This window comes from Fibrobacter sp. UBA7003, from assembly GCA_002449765.1.
Lineage (GTDB): Bacteria > Fibrobacterota > Fibrobacteria > Fibrobacterales > Fibrobacteraceae > Fibrobacter.
On sequence record DJXN01000002.1, the window covers coordinates 292,642 to 311,783 of the forward strand.

The 19,142-nt window shown below is 54.5% G+C and carries 19 protein-coding genes; 4 read left to right on the plus strand and 15 right to left on the minus strand.

Translation table 11 applies throughout. The annotated features are described in order from the left end of the window. Positions 1–30 precede the first annotated feature (30 nt). Together B2952_RS01730 and B2952_RS01735 are read right to left on the minus strand one after the other, a co-directional pair. Entirely contained in the window at positions 31–627 is a 597-nt protein-coding gene (locus B2952_RS01730) for a superoxide dismutase (RefSeq protein ID WP_290731260.1), read from the minus strand. Between the two features lie 31 nt (positions 628–658). Next, entirely contained in the window at positions 659–1,756 is a 1,098-nt protein-coding gene (locus tag B2952_RS01735; RefSeq protein ID WP_173382479.1) for an exo-beta-N-acetylmuramidase NamZ family protein, read from the minus strand. 138 nt (positions 1,757–1,894) lie between these two features. On the opposite strand from B2952_RS01735, the gene B2952_RS01740 reads away from it, so the two are divergent. Genes B2952_RS01740 through B2952_RS01750 form a run of 3 tightly spaced genes read left to right on the plus strand, consistent with a single transcriptional unit; the run spans position 1,895 to position 4,330 of the window. After that, the gene (locus B2952_RS01740) at positions 1,895–2,338 is read left to right on the plus strand and encodes a single-stranded DNA-binding protein (protein WP_290735588.1); all 444 of its coding nucleotides are present in this window, start codon (positions 1,895–1,897) and stop codon (positions 2,336–2,338) included. Positions 2,339–2,347: 9 nt separating this feature from the next. Further along, a complete protein-coding gene (locus B2952_RS01745; RefSeq protein ID WP_173365386.1) occupies positions 2,348–3,310 on the plus strand; it encodes a hypothetical protein in 963 nt (320 codons plus the stop codon). A 9-nt stretch (positions 3,311–3,319) separates the two neighbouring features. Then, on the plus strand, positions 3,320–4,330 hold the full coding sequence (locus B2952_RS01750) for an aspartate-semialdehyde dehydrogenase (protein ID WP_290735585.1): 1,011 nt from the start codon (positions 3,320–3,322) through the stop codon (positions 4,328–4,330). A 234-nt stretch (positions 4,331–4,564) separates the two neighbouring features. Here B2952_RS01750 and B2952_RS01755 read toward each other — a convergent pair whose 3' ends face one another. The 5 genes from B2952_RS01755 to B2952_RS01775 all read right to left on the minus strand — a co-directional run bounded on the left by B2952_RS01755 (position 4,565) and on the right by B2952_RS01775 (position 9,491). Continuing rightward, a complete protein-coding gene (locus tag B2952_RS01755; protein ID WP_290729271.1) occupies positions 4,565–5,683 on the minus strand; it encodes an aminopeptidase in 1,119 nt (372 codons plus the stop codon). 113 nt (positions 5,684–5,796) lie between these two features. Then, positions 5,797–6,555 (minus strand): fibrobacter succinogenes major paralogous domain-containing protein, encoded by a 759-nt coding sequence (locus tag B2952_RS01760; RefSeq protein ID WP_290735582.1) that lies wholly within the window; start codon positions 6,553–6,555, stop codon positions 5,797–5,799. A 147-nt stretch (positions 6,556–6,702) separates the two neighbouring features. Beyond that, positions 6,703–7,668, minus strand: coding sequence for an AgmX/PglI C-terminal domain-containing protein (locus tag B2952_RS01765; protein ID WP_290735579.1), 966 nt, complete (start codon positions 7,666–7,668; stop codon positions 6,703–6,705). Positions 7,669–8,204: 536 nt separating this feature from the next. Continuing rightward, complete coding sequence (locus B2952_RS01770; RefSeq protein ID WP_290735576.1) at positions 8,205–9,104, minus strand: hypothetical protein; 900 nt, start codon at positions 9,102–9,104, stop codon at positions 8,205–8,207. An 84-nt stretch (positions 9,105–9,188) separates the two neighbouring features. Then, the gene (locus B2952_RS01775; protein ID WP_290726862.1) at positions 9,189–9,491 is read right to left on the minus strand and encodes a type B 50S ribosomal protein L31; all 303 of its coding nucleotides are present in this window, start codon (positions 9,489–9,491) and stop codon (positions 9,189–9,191) included. Between the two features lie 90 nt (positions 9,492–9,581). Between B2952_RS01775 and B2952_RS01780 the strand changes: the two genes are divergently transcribed. Then, positions 9,582–10,232 (plus strand): hypothetical protein, encoded by a 651-nt coding sequence (locus B2952_RS01780; protein ID WP_290735574.1) that lies wholly within the window; start codon positions 9,582–9,584, stop codon positions 10,230–10,232. A gap of 50 nt (positions 10,233–10,282) precedes the next feature. Here the strand turns inward: B2952_RS01780 and hisB are convergent, their stop codons facing one another. From hisB to B2952_RS01820, 8 genes are all read right to left on the minus strand, one after another. After that, entirely contained in the window at positions 10,283–10,867 is a 585-nt protein-coding gene (gene hisB, locus B2952_RS01785; protein ID WP_290729259.1) for an imidazoleglycerol-phosphate dehydratase HisB, read from the minus strand. Further along, the gene (locus B2952_RS01790) at positions 10,867–11,853 is read right to left on the minus strand and encodes a helix-turn-helix domain-containing protein (protein WP_290726868.1); all 987 of its coding nucleotides are present in this window, start codon (positions 11,851–11,853) and stop codon (positions 10,867–10,869) included. Before B2952_RS01790 ends, hisB begins: the two co-directional genes overlap by 1 nt. Further along, on the minus strand, positions 11,850–12,422 hold the full coding sequence (locus B2952_RS01795) for a Maf family protein (protein ID WP_290729252.1): 573 nt from the start codon (positions 12,420–12,422) through the stop codon (positions 11,850–11,852). Before B2952_RS01795 ends, B2952_RS01790 begins: the two co-directional genes overlap by 4 nt. A gap of 23 nt (positions 12,423–12,445) precedes the next feature. Next, positions 12,446–14,875, minus strand: a complete 2,430-nt coding sequence (locus tag B2952_RS01800; RefSeq protein ID WP_290735571.1) for a putative LPS assembly protein LptD — start codon at positions 14,873–14,875, stop codon at positions 12,446–12,448. A 136-nt stretch (positions 14,876–15,011) separates the two neighbouring features. Next, positions 15,012–15,827, minus strand: coding sequence for a S41 family peptidase (locus B2952_RS01805; RefSeq protein ID WP_290735568.1), 816 nt, complete (start codon positions 15,825–15,827; stop codon positions 15,012–15,014). A 109-nt stretch (positions 15,828–15,936) separates the two neighbouring features. After that, positions 15,937–17,055: a hypothetical protein gene (locus B2952_RS01810; protein ID WP_290735565.1), complete on the minus strand. Its 1,119-nt coding sequence runs from the start codon at positions 17,053–17,055 to the stop codon at positions 15,937–15,939. A 21-nt stretch (positions 17,056–17,076) separates the two neighbouring features. After that, on the minus strand, positions 17,077–17,763 hold the full coding sequence (locus tag B2952_RS01815; RefSeq protein ID WP_290735562.1) for a pyrimidine 5'-nucleotidase: 687 nt from the start codon (positions 17,761–17,763) through the stop codon (positions 17,077–17,079). 11 nt (positions 17,764–17,774) lie between these two features. Beyond that, positions 17,775–19,082 carry a deoxyguanosinetriphosphate triphosphohydrolase gene (locus B2952_RS01820; RefSeq protein ID WP_290735559.1) on the minus strand — a complete coding sequence of 436 codons (1,308 nt, stop codon included), beginning with the start codon at positions 19,080–19,082 and terminating at the stop codon, positions 17,775–17,777. Between the last annotated feature and the right edge of the window lie 60 nt (positions 19,083–19,142).

Here is a 19,142-nt window from a genome sequence, read left to right on the forward strand (position 1 = left end):
GAGCGCAAAGATAGAAAAATATCCCCGCGACTAGAGCCTATTGTTCACCACGTCCCAATCGATGATGCTCCACAGCGCCTTGAGGTAGTCCGGGCGGCGGTTGCGGTAGTCGATGTAGTAGGCATGTTCCCACACGTCGAACGTGAGAAGCGGCTTGAGGCCCCTGGCGAGCGGGTTCTGGGCGTTGCCTTCCTGCGTAATCACGAGTTTGCCCGATGCGTCGGCGGATAGCCAGACCCAGCCGGAACCGAAGAGGGAGGCTCCCTTCGCCTGGAATTCTTCCTGGAACTTTTCGAAGGAACCAAAGTCGCGGACAATAGCCTCGGCAATTTTACCGAACGGCGTATTGCTAGCAGACGGAGACCTGAACTGCATAAAATACATGTAGTGGTTCAGGAACTGCCCCGCATTGTTGAACACGCCCCCTTCGGCGCTTTTCACGATGTCTTCGATAGACTTGCCCTCGAAGGCACTCCCCGGGAGGGCCGCATTCAGGTTGTTGAGGTAAGTCTGCAGGTGTTTCGCATAGTGAAATTCAATGGTTTCAGCACTCAGTGCCGGAGCCAAGTCCCCCGCCGCATACGGAAGGGCGGGCATTTCAAATTTTCCATTGACCGGTTGAATCATGTAAGCCTCTTTATTTGCGGTCGTGCCGCGGTTAAATGCTACTTTCGATAAATTCCTTGCGGAACGTGCCGTTGCCGAGCAGGATGTCGATGGGCAACTTCTTGAACTCATATTCGTAGGGCGGTTGCTTCCAGGCGAAATCCTTCGGGTACTCGTTGAAGATGTACTGCAACAGCTTTACCGCCATGTCGAAACTGCGGAACTTGTCACGGTCGAGCACGTGTATCTGCGCGCCTCCGCAAATCTGCCCCGCGCCCTTGTGGAACGTGGGCTGGAAGTAGTTCTCACGGAAGTACACGCCGGGAAGCTTGAGCCCGTTCATGTACTTGCAGAGCTTTACGGCATCGATAAACGGCGCACCGAAAATCTCGAACGGGCGCGTAGTGCCGCGGCCTTCGCTCACGTTGGTGGCCTCGAATAGGCACATGCCCGGGTAAACGATCGCGGTATCGAGGGTCGGCATATTGGGGCTCGGCAAAATCCACGGAAGACCCGTCTGATCATACCACATCTTTTTGTCGTAGCCTTCCATGCCGAGCACGTAGAGTTCGCACTTGGGGAAGCGTTCTTCCTTGAACTGCACCGCCAGTTCGCCGATAGTCTTTGCATGGCGCGTGCGGATGCTGTGGAGGCCCACGAAACTCGTGTAATTCAAGTCCAGCACCGGGCCTTCCTCGTCGATACAGTTGATGGGGTTCGGGCGGTCCACCACAATCACGGGGATTCCGGCCTTCTCGCAGGCTTTCATACAAAGGAACAGCGTCCAGATGAACGTGTAGTAGCGGGCGCCAACGTCCTGCAAGTCCACGAGCATCATGTCCACGTGGCTAAGCATCTCGGGCGTGGGTTCGCGGTGTTCGCCGTACAGGCTATAGACGGGTATGCCCAGTTCGGGGTCGGTGTAGCCCTCCCACTCGATCATATTGTCCTGTGTGTGGCCCTTGATGCCGTGCTGCGGGCCAAAGAGGGCCGAAAGCTTGAACAGCTTGCCGTCGTATTCCTTGAGGAGGTCAAGGGTGTAGTGCAGGTCCGGGAGGACCGATGCCGGGTGGAGGACGGCGCCGAGGCGCTTGCCGCGGAGATTTACGGGAAAAACCTTTTCAAAACGTGAAAGAGCCAAAGTAGTCATATGTCCCAAAATATAAAATAATGTAGTCAAAGTCAAAAAAAATCCCAAAAATGGCACAAAGTGTCAAAATGTTTTTTTTATTTTTGGAATAGAAACAAAAAACAACAGACAGGTAAAAATATGGCATATCTAAACAAAGTGATGCTCATTGGTAACATCGGAAAGGACCCAGAAATTCGCATGAGCCAAACCGGCGGCCGCAAGCGCGTCGCCTTCTCCCTCGCCACTAGCCGCCGTTACCGCGACAACAATGGCGAACAAAAAGAACAGACCGACTGGCACAACATCGTCGGCTGGGGCAAGATTGCCGACATCGTCGAACAGCTCGGCATCCGCAAGGGCATGAGCCTCTACGTGGAAGGCACCCTCACCAACCGCAGCTGGACCGACCAGAACGGCCAGAAGCGCTACGCAACCGAAGTGAACATGGACACCTTCCAGCTCCTCGGCCCCCGCACCCCGGGTGCCGGCCAGGGCGGCAACTACCAAAGCGCCAACCAGGGCAACAGCTATTCTTCACAGAACAGCGCCCCCGCCTTCGAAAGCGCCATGCCCGAGGGCGACGACGACCTCCCGTTCTAGCGTTCGACTATGAACCAGGACGTAGCCAATATTTCATTGATGTTCGTGCTCCCGCTCGGGATCACGTTCATCACTATTCTCCAGACGGCAGCCGCCCCCGAGCGCATGCACAAGATTATCGGCGCGGGGCTTTCGTTCCTCGTCGTCGTAATGGACTGTCTCTTCTACTTCACGAAGAACTCCTTCATCAGCTACAACGCCGACGGCGGACTGCTTCTAGCATTTGCAAGTCTTCTCTTGTTCGGAATTCTGAACGTTATCCGCAGCGAGGATGTCCCGGCGAAAGTCGCGAACATCCTTTTTTGCGTATTCATGCTTTCGGCTTTCGTGGGAATCGCCTACTGGGAGCGCCCGACCCTCCTCGTTACGGCCGACTACACGCCCGCCGAGCTAGCCGCCCAGAACGCGAAATACCAGGACTACATCGCCTCGTTCCAGAACGGTGAAGGAGGCAAGTGGCAAGAGGCCCCGAAAGGCCGCTCCGCAGCGCCGAATGCCGGGACGGCCACCCCAGGCGCGCAGCCGCGTCTGAGCGATGCCGCCAGGAGCAGACTCGACAAGTATGTCGACGAGTGCACCAAAGTCATCGACCGCATGAACTCCATCATGGCGAGCATCGAGAGCTTCGGGACCATTCCCGCAAACGCGTCCGAATCCGAACGCGAGCAAAAAAGCCAGCAGGCGCTCGCCATCAACAACAACGCGACCGCACTCAACAAGAAGACTCTCGGGCTGTTCCATCCGCACGAATCGAGCGAGGCACACTCCGAAATCATCCAGGCGAGCGAAAGCGTCCGCCTTGCCGCGTACTCGCTGTACACCTACACCCTGCAAGAAAACGCACAGGAGCAGGCCAACCAGTACAGTCAGTGCAGAAACCAGATTACGCAGGCAAGGGTATCACTGGACCGCTTCTGGAAGGACATCGAGAACTTAAAATCAAACTACCAACCTCAACAAGAAGATAATTAAAGGTTAATTATGATTCGCAACGTTGCCATCATGGGCGCAACCGGCGCCGTCGGCCAGGAAATCCTCTCCATCCTCGAGGAACGCAACTTCCCGCTGCAGAGCCTCAAGCTCCTCGCTTCCGAGCGCAGCGCGGGCAAGGAATTCAAGTTCAAGGGCGAATCGCTCAAGTGCGAAGTCCTGAACAAGGATTCCTTCAAGGGTATCGACCTGGTGCTCAGCTCCGCCGGTGCCGCGATTTCCCAGGAATTCGCCCCCATCGCCGTCGAGAACGGCGCCGTGGTCGTCGACAACACGAGCTTCTTCCGCATGGACCCGAAGGTCCCGCTGGTCGTGCCCGAAGTGAACCCCGAAGACATCAAGCTCTACAAGGCTGAAAACGGCGGCAAGGGCATTATCGCCAACCCGAACTGCACGACCATCATGATGGTTGTGGTCTTGAACCCGATCGAGAAGATTTCTCACATCAAGAAGATTCACATTTCTTCTTACCAGAGCGCAAGCGGCGCAGGTGCCATCGCCATGGAAGAACTCAAGCAGCAGTACAAGGACATCATCGAGACGGGCACCACCACGCACATCAACAAGTTCCCGTTCCAGCTCGCGTACAACGTGATTCCGCAGATCGACAAGATGACGGAAAACGACTACACGAAGGAAGAAATGAAGATGTTCAACGAAACGCGTAAGATTATGCACTCCGACGTGCGTACGAGCGCTACCTGCGTGCGCGTGAGCTCGCTGCGTTCCCACTCCGAATCCGTGTGGTTCGAGACCGAGCGTCCGGTTTCTGTCGAAGAAATCCGCAACGCTTTGAAGAACGCCCCGGGCGTGACCCTCAAGGACGACCCGCAGAACTACGTTTACCCCATGCCGCTCGAAAGCGCAGGCAAGGACAACGTGTTCGTTGGCCGTATCCGCAAGGACCTCGCCGACGACAACAGCAACACACTGTGGCTCACCGGTGACCAGATCCGCAAGGGCGCTGCCCTCAACGCCGTGCAGATTGGTGAGATGCTCTAAAGGCGAGCGCAGCGGGAATGCTTGCATTCCCATTGCCGAGCCGCCGAGCATCGGACTCCAAAGGAGTCCAAATTCTCGCTAAGGGCGTGTAATCCCGAGTGTCATCCCCGCGTGATTCGGCACAAGGTCGCTGAGCTTGTCGAAGCGCACCAACCATAACGGGGATCTTCTATTACAAGCATCAAAAAACCGTCCCGCAAAAGGACGGCTTTTTTCATAGGATGACGCCAAGCGTCACTTTCCCAGTTGGTCCGGGTTCAGGCACTTGAGTTCGTCAATCACGAACAGGCCGTCCTTGCGGATGAGCTTGTCGTCGAACCAGATTTCACCGCCACCGTATTCCGGGCGCATGATGAGCACCAGGTCCCAGTGGATGGCGGAATTGTTGCCGTTCGGAGCTTCCTCGTAGCACATGCCCGGCGTAAAGTGGATGCTGCCAGCAATCTTCTCGTCGAAGAGGATGTCGCACATCGGCGCGTTCACGAACGGGTTGAAACCGATGGCGAACTCGCCCACATAGCGTGCACCCTCGTCGGTATCGAGAATGGCGTTGAGCTGCGCATTATCGCCCGTTTCGCAGGTGGCGTCCACAATCTTCCCGTCCTTGAATTCCAGGCGGATGTTGCTGAACTGCTTGCCCTCGTAGAGCGTGGGCGTATTGTAGTGAATCACGCCGTTGATGCTGTTGCGCACGGGCGCGGTATAAACTTCGCCGTCCGGGATGTTCATGTTGCCGCAGCACGGAATCGCAGGGATATCCCTGATGCTGAACGTGATATCGGTGCCGTTTGCCACGAGGCGCACCTTGTCCGTCTTGTTCATGAGGTTCACGAGATTCTGCGCGGCGCGGCCCATGCGCGGGTAGTCCGCGAGGCACGCCTGGAAGTAGAAGTCCTCGAACGCCTCGGTACTCATCTTCGCGCCCTGCGCCATGGAGGCGTTCGGCCAGCGGAGTACGCACCAACGCGTCTTGTTCACGCGGTAGTCGAGCGTTTCCTTAGTCATCTTGCGGTACATGAGCATTTTCTCGTCGCTCACGTCGCAGTTTTCCATGAAGTTGTCGGCCCCGCGGATGGCGATGTAGGCCTGCATCTTCTTCATTTCGGCAAGGGCAAGTTCGGCCTCGACCTTCATCTGGGCTTCGCTTGCAGAAAGGAGCATCTGGCGGCGCACGCGGCTCTTGGAGTTGCGCACGAAGGCGTTGCCCCCCACCTTCTCGACAGCCTTGATGAGCTCGGTAGAAACTTCGTCGGGCGTGTCGGTCGTTTCGATAAGGATGTTCTCGCCCGCCTTCAGGGCAAGCGCGTTGTTAATCAGATTTTCTGCAAGTTTCGTAATACGCGGATCGGTCATTTCAATTTCTCCATTTTGTTCCGCGTGAGAATATAGCAAAAAGGAGAAACAAACGCAAGAACAGGGACCCGCTCAAAAAAAATTGAAAAGGGGCCGCTTCACTCGCCTCACTACTAGTCCTTGAGGCAACGAACAGAAAACCCGTAGTTCTTGATGTCGTCGTCCAGGTCCACATCGTCGCTGCTGTAGTCCAAGTACATGCTGTACGTGTTGAGGCTATTGCTCTCTGTAGAACTCCAGAAGGCCGCGTTGCTGCCCTCGTAGTAATAATACCCGTTGTAGCTCCTGTTGCCGGCAGGGAGAGCGGAGAAGGCGAAGGCATCCTCGTTGGTGATGCCGCTATACGCCGTCCAGCCAGTCGCGGACTTGAGCATCTTGCCTGCGGTTGAATGACCGCCGACTGCAGTGAACAAAGTTTTGAATTCCGCTTTTGTTGGCAGATGCCAGCCCTCAGGGCATATTCCTCGCACAGGATAAGTCGGAGAACAGGTTGTGCCATAACCGCAACCCTTGCCGTTTGTGCTCCATGTGCCCACGCTATCCATCGCTGCAGCCCACGTGTAAAGGCGACCGTACTTGGTGCAGTAGCTTGCACTGTCTTTGTAGCACCAACTGGTGGAATCAGAGGTATAGTCTAGACGTTTATAAGGAACATCAGTATAGGCGTAGTTGAGGTTCTGGGCCATCCAAGTCTGAGTGCCGATGGTAACCGTCTTGTAAGTCTGGCCGTCGCGGGAATCTGTCATAGTTCCGGTGGACACACTTGTCTCGCTATCGCTCGACAGCGGTGTGACGCCATCGCTGCAGGCAACAAGCAGCAGAACGGAAACTGCAGCAACAACAAAAGAAAGTCCATGTTTCGCTTTTAGCATAACCTAACCTCTACCAGAAAATTTTTCAGATAATCTATATATTTTTTCGGCATCCACAAATGCGGAGGCCTATTCCACAAGGCAAAAAAAGGAATTCCGGCAGCCGTGTGACCACCGGAATGGTATCATTTACAGGATTTTAGAGTCTTATTCGGTGAACGTGAAGGGGATCGTCACGGTGGTGTTTCCCGACTTGACCTTGTTGAAAGTCCAGCGACCGACTGCATTCTTGATGTCGTTGTCGAATTCGCCGTGACCCGTGGTGGAAGAGGCAATCGAGATGGCGATAACCTCGCCGCCCGGGGCAATCGTGAACTTGAGCGTCACCTTGCCTTCCAAGCCCGGAACCTTCTTCAGGTGCTTATTGTATATGTGGCGAAGCCCCGGAGTCCTCTGGCGCACTACCTTCATGATGTCGGCTGCGGAACGCGACCCGCCGCCGGAACCCATGTCGATATCGCGCACGGAAGGCGTCTTCATGTTGCCCTTCATCGCCTTGTTATTGAAGCCGCCCCCAGGTGCCCCGAAGAGGTTCCTGAGATCGCCATCAATCCCGCCGCCATTGCCCGAAGCGACACCTTCGTTGAAGCCGCCGTCCACCTTGCCGCGCCTCTCGCCTATCTGCGTCTTGCCCGAATTGCGCAACACGTTCGCATTCCGGATAATCTTGTCGATATCCTTCGCGAACTTCTGGTCGTTCATCAGGGTATACGCCGATGCCGTGGCGGTCTTCGTCATCGAAGCAAGTTCCCTGAGCACACCCCTGGATTCGGGAACGTTCGGTTTCCCGGCACCCTTGGGCTTGCCCCCGCCCGTGGATTTTGTATCGCGTTTTGTCATCCTGTCTGGCTTCTTCTCCTGTTTCTTTTCCTGCTTTTTCTCTTCTTTCTTATCTGCGATTTCGATTTTTGTTTCGATTTCCAAACTGGAGGTTTTCTCGAACATCATATCGTTGATAACAACCTCATATGTCGTGGCCCAGAAACTCAGCGCGAGAGCGACGAGCAGAGAAACTCCTGTAATGTTCCTCAGTTTCTCGTCGGAATCGGGCATGAGCGCTACCACGAGTTCATCAGTTTCTTTTTCTTTTGGTGGTTTTTTGATCGGTTTCATGATTTTATCCTCCCCCTCTTTCGAGGGAATTGATGGTTGATGTTTATGGGGGTAAAAAGTGGGCTATCGCCTTGTGGTCAAGGCTTTTTTCTTTGCAAAAAGCAATACCGGGGAAAGGGCTTGTCCGCCAAGCCTTTCGCATAAACTAACAATGTCAGGATGTTTAGACTACATACACCGAAGGAATTACTTTATCCAAAACACCATTCCCGAATCCGTTCCTTCACTCAGATTCAAGACAAACTGTTCTTCTCTGATTTTAAACTATAAAGAAAAAACGGAACGGATGTTCCCGAACGGGTAAACAAATTTTCAACATAAGAAATGTAAACTCAGCTCCCATCGCGAGAAGCCCGAAAAATAAGGCTTTCCACAGGCATCCCACAACAAAATTCTCGTTCCTGTTTTTACAAAAACATATATCAAGTGAATTTATTCCAACTTAGAGTGGCGAAGACAATTCGCGCACAAAAAAAGACGGCACCTTTGCAGGCGCCGTCTTTTAACGTTTAAGGCTTTGTAAAAACGTTAACCGATTACTTCACCTCGAAGTAGTAGGTCTGGACCGTCTTGCCGTCCTGGGAAAGCTGGATGATCTGCTTGCCCTGCGGGAGCGTGCCCGTGATGCGGAAGAGGTTTTCGGCAACGTAGGTCACCTGGAGGTCCGTGGACTTGCTCTTGTCTACGAAGATGCCCTTCTTGTCGTTTGCGTCGAAGCCCTTGCAGTCCTTGTGGGCAGAGACATTTTCTTCAACCGCAGCGAAGGTCTTCGCGACGAGCGGAGAAGAAACGGAGTTCGCGTTCACGAAGAGGACGTTGATCTGGTTTCCGACAACGAGCGGAGCCGGAAGAGCGAGCATCTTGGAAGCCGCAGCTGCAGCGGGAGCGGCAGCCTTCTTGGCCTTCTTGCCCTTCTTACCCTTCTTGTCTTCCTTCTTCGGGGCAGGTGGCATCTTGGCGCCATCGGTAGCCTGCGGCATTTCGAGGCGGTAGCCGGCGATGGATTCGGTGCACTGGGTAGAGAAGAGCACCCATTCGTTGTTGATCTTGGTCGGAGCCTTTTCACCCGTCTTGTAGAGGCCCGGGTTCACCTGGTCGCTGTAGATGTAGAGCTTGAGCTGCAGGTTGGGATTGGCTTCGGATGTTTCAACCGGGTTACGGCTCTTGATGTACTTGGAACGGCCGGCGAGAATGCGGTAGCTGCCAACAGGAACCTTCTGGAACTTGAATTCACCCTTCTGGAGGTCTTCCTTGAACGGGTACTTTTCCTTGGTCGTCGTGTAGATGGTGGAGTCCATCCACACCGTCGGCATCGGGACAGGCTGTTCGGTGAACGGATCGAGAACGACACCTTCGATTGTGCCGGTCTTTTCGCAACCAGTCATTGCCATGGCAACGAGAGCGAAGGCACATGCAGAGATAAGTTGTTTCTTCATCTTTTTTTCCTTGTGTTAAAAACCGATTTGAATTTAAAAAAAAATGCCCCCCGCAGCGTGGAGGGCATCGAGAATCGCCTAAAATTAAGCTTCTTCTTCGGCCTTGGCGGGCACAGCCTTGCGGGTCTTGCGCTTTGCGCCCGTGATGTTGCCAGCGAAACGCTTGTTGAAGCGGTCGATACGGCCAGCCGTATCCACGCGATGCTGCTTGCCCGTCCAGAACGGATGGGTATCAGCCGTAATTTCCAGAGAAATTACGCTATATTCAACACCATCGATAGTCTTCTTTTCGGCGGAAGACTTCGTGGAGCGGGTGATGTATTCTTTACCCGTATTCGCATCGACGAACACGACCGGTTGATAGTTAGGGTGGATACCTTCTTTCATTTTAAACTTCCTATTGAAGTAGTTGATTTTGAGAGCCTAAATTTAGAAGATTTTCGGCCTTTTGGCAAGGGAAATAGTATCTTTGTGGACATGAACACCCGCTACAGACTGCTTTTAGCGATTCCTGCCTCCATTATCGCCCTCTCCCTCTCCGCATGCAAAAGCGAGCCCCCCAAGGCCACCGTCATCAAGATAGACCAAAAGATGCCCCTCATCGAGTGGCCCGACAGCATCTACGTAAACTCGCTAGACTCCATCCTCGCACTTGAACCCGTCAAGAAGTCCACAAACGAGAAAAAGGACGTGAACCTCTCGCTCAATTCCAAGAGCGCGCCCGTATTTAAACTGCCGAGTTCCGTAACCGGAAAAAAAGACGGGCCAAAGCAGCCCGGCACCGCAGAAATGCTCAAGAGAATCGCCGCCGAAAAGCAGGCGCACGAATCGGGCAGGGCAGCCCCGCAGGGCCGAAGCGAAGATATTTCCGGCAAAAAGGCGGAGGCTTTCGGCGATAGGTTCGTGAAGGCGATGAACGCGCTACAGTCCGACCCCAACAACGCGAAGCTCTACAAGATTGTAGTCGCAAACGACGAGGATTTGACCACATTCCTCAAGCGGACCTACGGTGCAGGTTCGCTCACGCTCCCCCGCTTTTTTGTGCAGTCCGCGCTGCAAACAATAAACCCCGGCCTCAACCTCGAAAAGCTGAACGCCGGGGATAAAGTCAAGGTCCCTAGGATATAAGACTAGGGAGGGTTACCCCCTCCCTAAGACCCTCCCGACAATTTCAAATTCTACAGCACGCCCTTGCTGCTGGGGATTCCCTTCACGTTACGGCTCGGGGCAACGGCCATCGCAACTGCACGCGCGAAAGCCTTGAAGATGCTTTCGAGGCAGTGGTGGTTGTCGTTTCCGTAGAAGAGCTCCACGTGCAGGTTCATGCGGGCATTCTCGCACAGGCTCTTGAAGAAGTGCTCGAACATCGAGGCATCGATTCCGCCCGCCACCGCGGCCGGAAGTTTCACGTTCCACACGAATCCGATGCGGTTGCTGAAATCAATGCACACGCGGCTCAGGGCCTCGTCCATCGGAACAAAGTAAAAGCCGTAGCGTTCGATTCCCTTCTTGTCTCCAAGGCATTCCACAATCGCCTGACCGAGCACAATCGCGATGTCTTCCATGCTGTGATGCATATCGACAGCGGTATCGCCCTTGCAGGTGAGGTTGAGCGTAAAGCCGCCATGCACCTGGAACAGGTCGAGCATGTGGTCGAGAAACGCGTTGCCGGAATTGACGACCCCGCGGGAAGCCTCGTCCAGGTTCAGCGAGAGTTCGATATCGGTTTCGCCGGTCTTTCTCTTGATGTTCGCAGTACGCATTAGCGGCCTCCCTTCGTCTTAACAATTTCGCCGCCGAACACGCGGAAGCGCGCCACGCGGCCAAACTTCATTTCGGGAAGCGGAGATTCCTTCCCGTTCAAAAGCATCTTCGAAATAGCACGGGGTTCGCCCACGACAACAAACAGCGTGTCTTCCGATTCGTAAATCAGTCGCGTTCCCTTTTCCGCAAGGTTCGCTTCTTTCAGGAAAGCGTTGTCTTCCTCGTGACGCTTGAGGCCAATCCAAGAACGCATTTCGCCCGAAGCGACAAGCTCGATGCGAGTCTTGTTCGTCTTCTCGGCGGGAGCATCCTTGCCAGACGTCGAAGAGATAAAGATTGTCGCAGATGCGGGAAGGTCCGATTTCTTGACAGCCTCGTCCACGACTTCCTGCGTCACCTTCAGGCTGGAGGAATCGACGGCCGCAGAATCCACCGAGGAAGAATCCGGGGCGATAGCCTCGGCGCCTTCAGGCATTTCCGAGGGCATTTCCGACGGTGCAGGAGGTTCCACCACCATTTCCGCAGCGGATTCGTTCATCTCGGGAGGAGTCGTCCCTTCGTCCATCTTCTTCATGAAATGAGTGCCGACCACAAATGCCAGTCCGAGCAGGACCACCACCACCGGAACGGCCTTGCTGTGAGGCTTGTGCTCTTCGTCGACCGGGGCTGCGGGTTTCGCGGGCTTAGCCGGGGACGGAGAAAGGAGACTCGAAAACTTGGCGCCAGTTTCGCCGGAGTAGTAATCCAGGACCCTCTTGGAATCCAGATTCAGCTTTACGCAAATCGAATGCAGGTAGCCCCTCAGGTAGGCCTCGACCGGGAATGCCTTCCAGTCGCCGCTTTCGATGAGGGTAATGTTCTTCACTGTGAGCTTCGTCACAGTGGCGAGTTCCTCTACGGAAAGGCCCTTCGCTTCACGCGCACGCGCAAGGTAGGATCCCAGGCGTTCATCAGGGCGTTTGTCTTCTATAGGGCTCATACTCATACGTTTACCTTCTGCCTTGTAAGCATTTCCAGTGTGAGGGCGACAGGCAAGCCCACCACGTTGTAATAACATCCAGAAATCGATCTGATAAGCCGGGCGCCACGCGTTTGGATACCATAGGCCCCCGCCTTGTCCATCGGGTCTTTAGAATTTACATAATCTTTTAGCTCCTGTAAGGAGCAGTTCCTGAAAACGACCTCTGTTTCTTCTTGTTGAGTATCAAGGACTTGCGAATCTTTTGCGATTGCAACTCCCGTAATAACTTTGTGAGATTTTCCGTTCAGTTCCTGTAGCATTTCGAGTGCGTTTTCGGGGCTTTTCGGCTTCCCGAGGGGGCGTCCGTCCAGAAAAACGAGGGTGTCGAAACCGAGCACGTATTCCCCGGGCTCCTTTTTAGAGACCGAAAGCGCCTTCGCCGCCGCATTTTCGCGCGGGAAATCCAGCGGGTTGCTCGATGTCGGCTTTTCTTCCTCGTTGGAGACGACCACCCGGAAATCCACCCCTATCTGGGTCAGGATTTCGCGCCGCCTGGGAGAACCGCTTGCGAGAACAATTCTTGTCTTTTCCATTTCCATATCCTTGTCGTGAACCCCTACTTGCTCGATTCCGTGCTTCCCGCATTGAGTTTGATATCGGGCAGGTCTCTCACGTAGATGGCGAAACTCCAGCCCGCAGCAGGCCCCGTCGGAGTCCATGTGAAATCCAGCTGCCAGCAATGGAGGGCCCTGTTGAACGTGAAGCGGTGCGTCACGAACTTGCCCTCGTTGTAATCGTATTGCGTGCTGTAGGAGACTTCCCAATTTATCGTCGGCTGGAACGATGCGGTAATCGATGTCGAGTGGTTTACGTTGTCTTGAAAGAGGTCCTTGCCCACGCGCGTACTGGAGAACGAATAGCGATACGTGAGGCCCAGCGACCACTTGCGCATCTCGTACTTGCCCATCTGGGACGGGAGCCCCGCATTGAGCGTTCCGCTCCAGTTGAAGCTGCGGCTCAGCTCGTAGCCCCAGTAGGTGAGCTCCGGCACCTGCACCTTCGTCGGTTCCATGGAATACTTGTGATAGAAGCTGTGGCGCGTCGTGATGGTGAACAGGTAATCCGGCAAAATCTGGAATCCGAAGGATGAATTGATATCGGAAAAATTGAGCGAGTCTGCCGCAAAGTTGTACGAAACGCTGTGGCGCGTCGTAAGAAGCCTGCGGTTGCCATACTGGTCTTCGACAGCCTTTGCCGTATCTCCCTTCGTAGTATCCGCCTTGTGCCCCACCACCTTCAGGTACTTGAGATCAAGGTCGTTTCCAAGCGAGAACCCAATCGTCTGCTGCTCCTTCTGATAAGGCGACTGCCCCAAATCCGGATGCGGCGCAAAATACTTGACCGTATCGATTTCAGGCGCGTAGGTGTAAGAAATGCTCGGAGAAAGAATGTGGCGAAGTCCCGTAAATCGGCCAATTTCGGGGACCCAGATGCCGTAAAGTTTCGTATCGGCGGTAAGGCTGTAGTTGTGATTATAGGCGAACTCGCCGAAGGTATCGTGTTCGGGATCGAGGCTCGTGCGGCGTTTCCAGTACTTGCTCGAATCGTCCGGGTTTATCCACGACTGACCCGTCCAGTAGCCGCTCCAGGTCGCCCTCGGAGTCAAGTTGATGACATTGAAAAGCGACCCCGAATAATCGAGGGAGTACGTTCCCGAATAGCCGACATACTTGGCAGTCGTGTCCATGTCATTGACGCTGTCGAGAGCGGTCACCATCTTGTAGTTGAACCGGTTCGTAAAGTTGTAGTTCAACTTCTGAAGGTAAGAACGGAAAGAATTATCTTCGACGGCCGTCTCATCCTCATCGGTTTCAAAAGAGAACAGCGGACCGCTCATGTTGAACTGCACATCGGGAAGCTGGCGCTCCATATAGCCCGTCTGCAAGTTATGGTTCTGCCCCGCCTTCACGGTAAGGCTCTTGTTCGTCCCGAACTTGCCCGAATAGGTAAGCCAGGCGTTTGCCTGCTGGTCAAGAATCGTTTCCGCGTCGAGGGCGTTTTCCCTTCGGACCTTCGTGTTACTTACGAAAGAGCCCGTACCCGTCAGCTTGTGCTTCGCATCCGGAGTCAGGTTCTGGTTATGGGAATACCGGATATCGTAGTCACTTTTGCCAAAATCGAATTCGTCCAGGTATGCCGTATAGGAAAGGTTTCCATCGAGCAAATCGCGCTTCTTGTATCGGACTTCTCCCTTGAGCGAAGACTTCTCGAACCTAGCCTCCTCGCCTTCGATGATGTCGCCGCTGATGGTCGCATCCCAGTAGTCGTTCGGAGCATAGTAGAAACCGATGTTGCGCATGTAGTAGCCCTGCACCTGGTCGCCACCGAACTTGGGCGTGAGGAGCCCCGACTTGCGGCCGCTCTTCAAAGGTGCAACAATCATCGGGAGCACAGCGACCGGCACATCGGCAATGTTCAAGACCACTGGACGCGCCGTGATGGTTTCCTTCGGTTTCACCACCATGCGGCGACCGTAAAAGTAAAAGTGCTGGTGCGTCGAATCGTTACAGGTGCTAAAGTCGCCGCGGGCAATCTGGATTCGCTGGTCAGGAAGCCTGCGCACCTCCATGCCGTTGAGCTGCTGGTTATCCTGGAAGGTCGTCGCATAGTAGATTTCGCCAATGCGGCTGTTCATGTTGTATTTGAGACGCATCCCCGACAGCGACGGGTTCTTCGTTTCGCGGAGTATCGGTTGGCCGCCTGCCACAAGCACGCTGTTCTTCTGGTCGAACCAGATGGTATCCGCATCGAGCGTCGCCGTACGGTACTTGAGCTGCGCCGAATTGTTCAGATTAAACGTTTCCTTTTCCACGTCGTAGATGAGGTCCACGGCGCGGTATTCGATGGTATCCGTCCCCGTGGTGTCGTTCATCCAGTCCACCTCGGTAGTGTCCTCGACCGGCTGCTCGCGCTCCTCAAGTTCAAAACGCGTCATCTCCGCGCCAAACACGGCGGGAGTATCCAGGGCACCGATTGCAAACAGCAAAACGGCCCATAGAAGACTATGGGTTCTAGACAAAATCACGTTGCGGCAAATATAGGAATTAGAGATTACTGTTTGGGAACCGCAACAAAAAAAGTCCCGCGAGCGCGAGACTTTCCAGACAAAAGTTAATTTGTACTTACTTCAGGACGGCGAACTTGCCGGCAACACCGAAGGACTGCTCGATGCTTACCATGTAGCGGCCGCTCGGGACGTTCTCGGAATTCCAGGCAACGCTGTTGAAGCCGGCCGGAGCGTTATCCACGCGCACCGAAGCCACTTCTTCGCCGTTCGGACCAGAAACCTTGACAACAGCCGTTCCTGCGGTCTTGAGCGTGAAGGAAATCGCATTACGGCTAAAGCTCTTCAGCACGGCCCCGTTGGACTTCACACCCTTGTTCGGGTTGGTCTTGGGTTCAACCTTTTCGGCCTTCTTCACGAACACGCCGTTCAGGTTCCTTGCAGAAACCTTCTCGGCATCGCCCGCGACGATCGTTCCGCGGCTCAATACGGCGAGCAGCTGCTTGTCCGTTTCGCTACCGCTAGCAAACGTTTCAAGTTCCTGGGCGTTGAATTCGTCCTTGTCACCATACCAGGCCGTAACGTCGTCGGCATTGAAGTCCTTCACGAGCATGGAAGTACGACGCACGACAGCGGAAAGCGTATCGCCGTCGCTCACGTAGGTGAGTTCGACCGGCTTATCCACCTGGCCACGAATCTGATCCTTGGAAAACTCGATGTTCTGGCCCTTGAGGCTTACACCGTCAACAGCGACAATCACGTCGCCCTTCTTGATTTTTGTGTCGGCAGCGGGGCCACCGGGAATAACCTCGGCTACGTACACGCCAGCGGGCACCTGGTAAATCGTAACGCCGATACCGCCGAACTGTTCGTCGGCCATAATCGGAGCGGCAAGCATGCCAGCAACAAGAGACGCCTTGACAAACTTTTTCATTGATTCTCCTTGTAAACTATTCTGTTCTAAATATACTATAAAAAACAACGAACGGACCAATTAACGGACTTTTTTACAAGAAATACGCCATTTTACAGGCAAATTTCCGCTATTCCATCATCACGCCGTCTTCTTCGTCTTCCCCATCGTCGTAATCCTCGATGGTCTTGTCGCCGGGGACGATGATGAGACCGAGCGTCACGGGCTCGCCCTTCAGGTCGATGTAGGCTTCCAGGTAGAGTTTGGTCGAAAGGCGAATAAGGCGCAGGTCGAGCATGGAACCGCCCTTGTGGATGCTCTTTGGATTGCGGTTGAAGAACAGGAACTTCTTGTTGATGTACTCGAAACGGTCCTTCTCGTAGTTGATGCTCCATTCGGAGTTGCCGTCCTTCTCCTGGCGGTAGAGGCAACGGTCGTTGTCGATATCGCACTCGAAACTTGCACTTTCCTGGTAGCGCTTGTTCCACTCGCGGCTAAAGGCGCAGCTCTGCACGCGGCCCGCCCCGTTGCGGTTCTTGTTCAACTGGTCATTGATGACAACGTAATCCATCTTCTTGTCCTTGACCTGGTTGTACACGTTCATCAATATGATATAGGCCTCGATGTTCTTCGGGCACTTGCCGTCAAGTTCTACTTCTTCGTGCGCCTTCAAAAGCGTCTGCTGCATGTCGAGGTCGATGGCATCGGGAATCTCGCTCTCGCGGAGCTTGTCCAGCACCTTCTTCGGCGGGATAACCACAATCTTGTCGCCCTGCTTGATGGCGTACCCCAGCTGGTCACGCACGTAGTCGAGGCACTGCTGCACGTGGATATGCACCGTATTCGAACCGCCCGAAACGAAGTCCACGCCTATACGCACGTTCCATGTGGAGGCGTCGCTCTTGGAGCCCTTCACCAGTTCACAAAACGGATCCTCGCGGATACCGTCGATGAACACGATCTGCGCATTGAGTTTCGTCACAAGCGAGCCTTCCTTGTCCATAGCACTCCCGAGGCTCCAGAAGTTCGGGTTCAGGCGGAGCACCTCGGCAAAGGCCTTGTCGCCATCGAGCGCGGGCAACAGCGAGTCGTTACGGGCATTCTTCTCTTTCAAAAGTTCGGAATACTCCGTCGTCACGTTCATGTTGCTGAAGCCGTTGCGCGCCTGCGGAGCAGGGAAAGACCACGCCAGGGAAGCAAAAAGGAGAGTGAGCGTTACAAAAAGTGCAGAATAAACAGTTCGTTTCATACGGGTATAAAATACAAAAAGTTAAACAGAAACATCCAAGTCGCGCAAATCCATCAGATGCGGTATATGGAAATCCACCCAAGCCGGCGCTTCCACGTTCGGGTTCACAAGCACGGTGGTCCAGCCCCGCCTATGCGCGGGTTCCAGGTTCCGCAGGGAATCTTCCAAGAGCACAATATCGCGCTTGTCCGCGGGCATCGAGCATTCCCATCCGGGCATCGAGCCACATCTCTCCGGCAAAACACGCGCAAGCCAGCGTTCCATCTTCACGTAGGCGCTCTCGTGCGGCTTGCCTTCCCAGTCCATCATCTTCAGGTCGAACACTCCATCTATCGCAGGCGCAATTCCCATGTGCGCCATGCCCGCCTCGCTCCAGTCGTGCCGCCCGTTGGTAAACACATAGCGGGGACCCTGCAGGCCCAGCAACAGCGCGAGTTTCTCGGGAGCACGCTTCGGGTACGTCAGATATTCCAGTTCGTGAATGAAGTCGAAGAATTCGTCCGGGTCGGTACCGTTCATCGCCATGAGGCCAGCAAGCGTCGTGCCAAACCTTTCCAGGTAATCCGTCCGAATCCTGTGCGCCGATTCAAAATCGCCGCCGACAGTCTTCTGCACAAAGAGCGAAATGCGGTGGTCGAGCGAATTGATGACATAGCGCTCTTCGTCGCCATACAAAGTAAGGTCGTAATCGAAAAGCCAGACCTTCAAGGGACCCCCGCCTACACGCCCATCGCAAGGCCGCCAATCTGGCGCGCCAAGTATGTGGCGTAGTTGTCCGTCATGCCCGTCACAAAATCGAGCACCTGGTGGTAGGCCTCGGCGGCGGTCACGCTCTGTCCGATTTTCGCCTGCCCGATAAGCCGCACGATGCGGTCGGCACGATAAGAATTCCTGCCATTCTGCCTGTAATCGTAAACGCCGTTGATAAAGGCGTCGAGAACGGTTGCAAGCGTCGTGTAGCTGCCGACTTCAAGTTCCGTCTTGCGGCGATCCGGATAGATACGTTCCACGCCCAGGCGCTTCGCAATGCGGATTCCCCACATGGCATCGGATTTCGTGATATCGATCAGGTGGCTGTTGAGCTTGCCTTCCATGATTTCTTCATAGTGCTTCACGAAGGTCACGGCAACGTCGTCTATAATGTTCTGGAAGGCCTTCCCGCGGATGCTACTGAGGAAGTCGCGGAAGTTGCGTCCGTTTTCCTCGTATTCCTTGTCGATATTTATTTCGGGGCCGCAGAGGTAGCTGAACATGTCGCGCACATCGCTAAAAGCAAGGATTCCAAGTTCAATGGCATCTTCCACATCGAGGATGGAATAGCAGATGTCGTCAGCGGCTTCCATCAGGTAAACGAGCGGGTGGCGCACCCACTTGCCGTTATCTATCTGCGGGAGCCCGAGCGTTTCGGCGGTAATCCCGTAGAGGTCCGCCTCCGTCGAGAACAAACTGGTGGGGCAACCGTACTTGGCCAGTTGCGGGTACTTTATCATGGCGCCGATGGTAGCGTAGGTAAGGCGCATTCCGCCATCGAGAAAGTGGTACTCCAGCTTGCTCAATATGCGGTGCCCCTGCGCGTTGCCGTCGAAGTTCTCGAAGTCCGCCATTTCCTTGTCGCTCAAATCCTTCAGCGGGGCACTCTGGCGGTTCTTGCGGAACCACTCGCGGATAGCAGCCTCACCAGCATGCCCGAACGGCGGGTTACCGATATCGTGAGCCAAGCAGGCCGATTGCACGATGGTCCCGAACTGGTATTCGTTGATATACTTGGGCAAGTACTTCTTGATGAGGTGGAAAACCGTAATCGCAAGGCTACGCCCCACGCTCGAAACCTCGATACTGTGCGTGAGTCGGCTATGCACGTGGTCGTTCACCGAGAACGGGTGAACCTGCGTCTTGCGGCCAAGCCTGCGGAAAGCCGTCGAAAAGACAATGCGGTCGTAATCCCTGTGATAATCGGAGCGGTTCGGGTCCTGATTGGCCGGGTGCCCATAACGCGTAGCGGATAAAAGTGTTTCCCATCTGAGCATGGCGCAAATATAAAAATTCTGCAAGGCGAGAGAAGCGACAAACTTGTTTGGCATTTATTT

Coding starts and splice junctions, on each gene's coding strand:
- B2952_RS01760 (WP_290735582.1), bottom strand. CDS start 6,555: ATGCTAAAAGCGAAACATGGACTTTCTTTTGTTGTTGCTGCAGTTTCC.
- B2952_RS01790 (WP_290726868.1), bottom strand. CDS start 11,853: ATGAGTATGAGCCCTATAGAAGACAAACGCCCTGATGAACGCCTGGGA.
- B2952_RS01755 (WP_290729271.1), bottom strand. CDS start 5,683: ATGACCGATCCGCGTATTACGAAACTTGCAGAAAATCTGATTAACAAC.
- B2952_RS01780 (WP_290735574.1), top strand. CDS start 9,582: ATGAACACCCGCTACAGACTGCTTTTAGCGATTCCTGCCTCCATTATC.
- B2952_RS01770 (WP_290735576.1), bottom strand. CDS start 9,104: ATGAAGAAACAACTTATCTCTGCATGTGCCTTCGCTCTCGTTGCCATG.
- B2952_RS01775 (WP_290726862.1), bottom strand. CDS start 9,491: ATGAAAGAAGGTATCCACCCTAACTATCAACCGGTCGTGTTCGTCGAT.
- hisB (WP_290729259.1), bottom strand. CDS start 10,867: ATGCGTACTGCGAACATCAAGAGAAAGACCGGCGAAACCGATATCGAA.
- B2952_RS01765 (WP_290735579.1), bottom strand. CDS start 7,668: ATGAAACCGATCAAAAAACCACCAAAAGAAAAAGAAACTGATGAACTC.
- B2952_RS01745 (WP_173365386.1), top strand. CDS start 2,348: ATGAACCAGGACGTAGCCAATATTTCATTGATGTTCGTGCTCCCGCTC.
- B2952_RS01735 (WP_173382479.1), bottom strand. CDS start 1,756: ATGACTACTTTGGCTCTTTCACGTTTTGAAAAGGTTTTTCCCGTAAAT.
- B2952_RS01795 (WP_290729252.1), bottom strand. CDS start 12,422: ATGGAAAAGACAAGAATTGTTCTCGCAAGCGGTTCTCCCAGGCGGCGC.
- B2952_RS01805 (WP_290735568.1), bottom strand. CDS start 15,827: ATGAAAAAGTTTGTCAAGGCGTCTCTTGTTGCTGGCATGCTTGCCGCT.
- B2952_RS01820 (WP_290735559.1), bottom strand. CDS start 19,082: ATGCTCAGATGGGAAACACTTTTATCCGCTACGCGTTATGGGCACCCG.
- B2952_RS01750 (WP_290735585.1), top strand. CDS start 3,320: ATGATTCGCAACGTTGCCATCATGGGCGCAACCGGCGCCGTCGGCCAG.
- B2952_RS01730 (WP_290731260.1), bottom strand. CDS start 627: ATGATTCAACCGGTCAATGGAAAATTTGAAATGCCCGCCCTTCCGTAT.
- B2952_RS01810 (WP_290735565.1), bottom strand. CDS start 17,055: ATGAAACGAACTGTTTATTCTGCACTTTTTGTAACGCTCACTCTCCTT.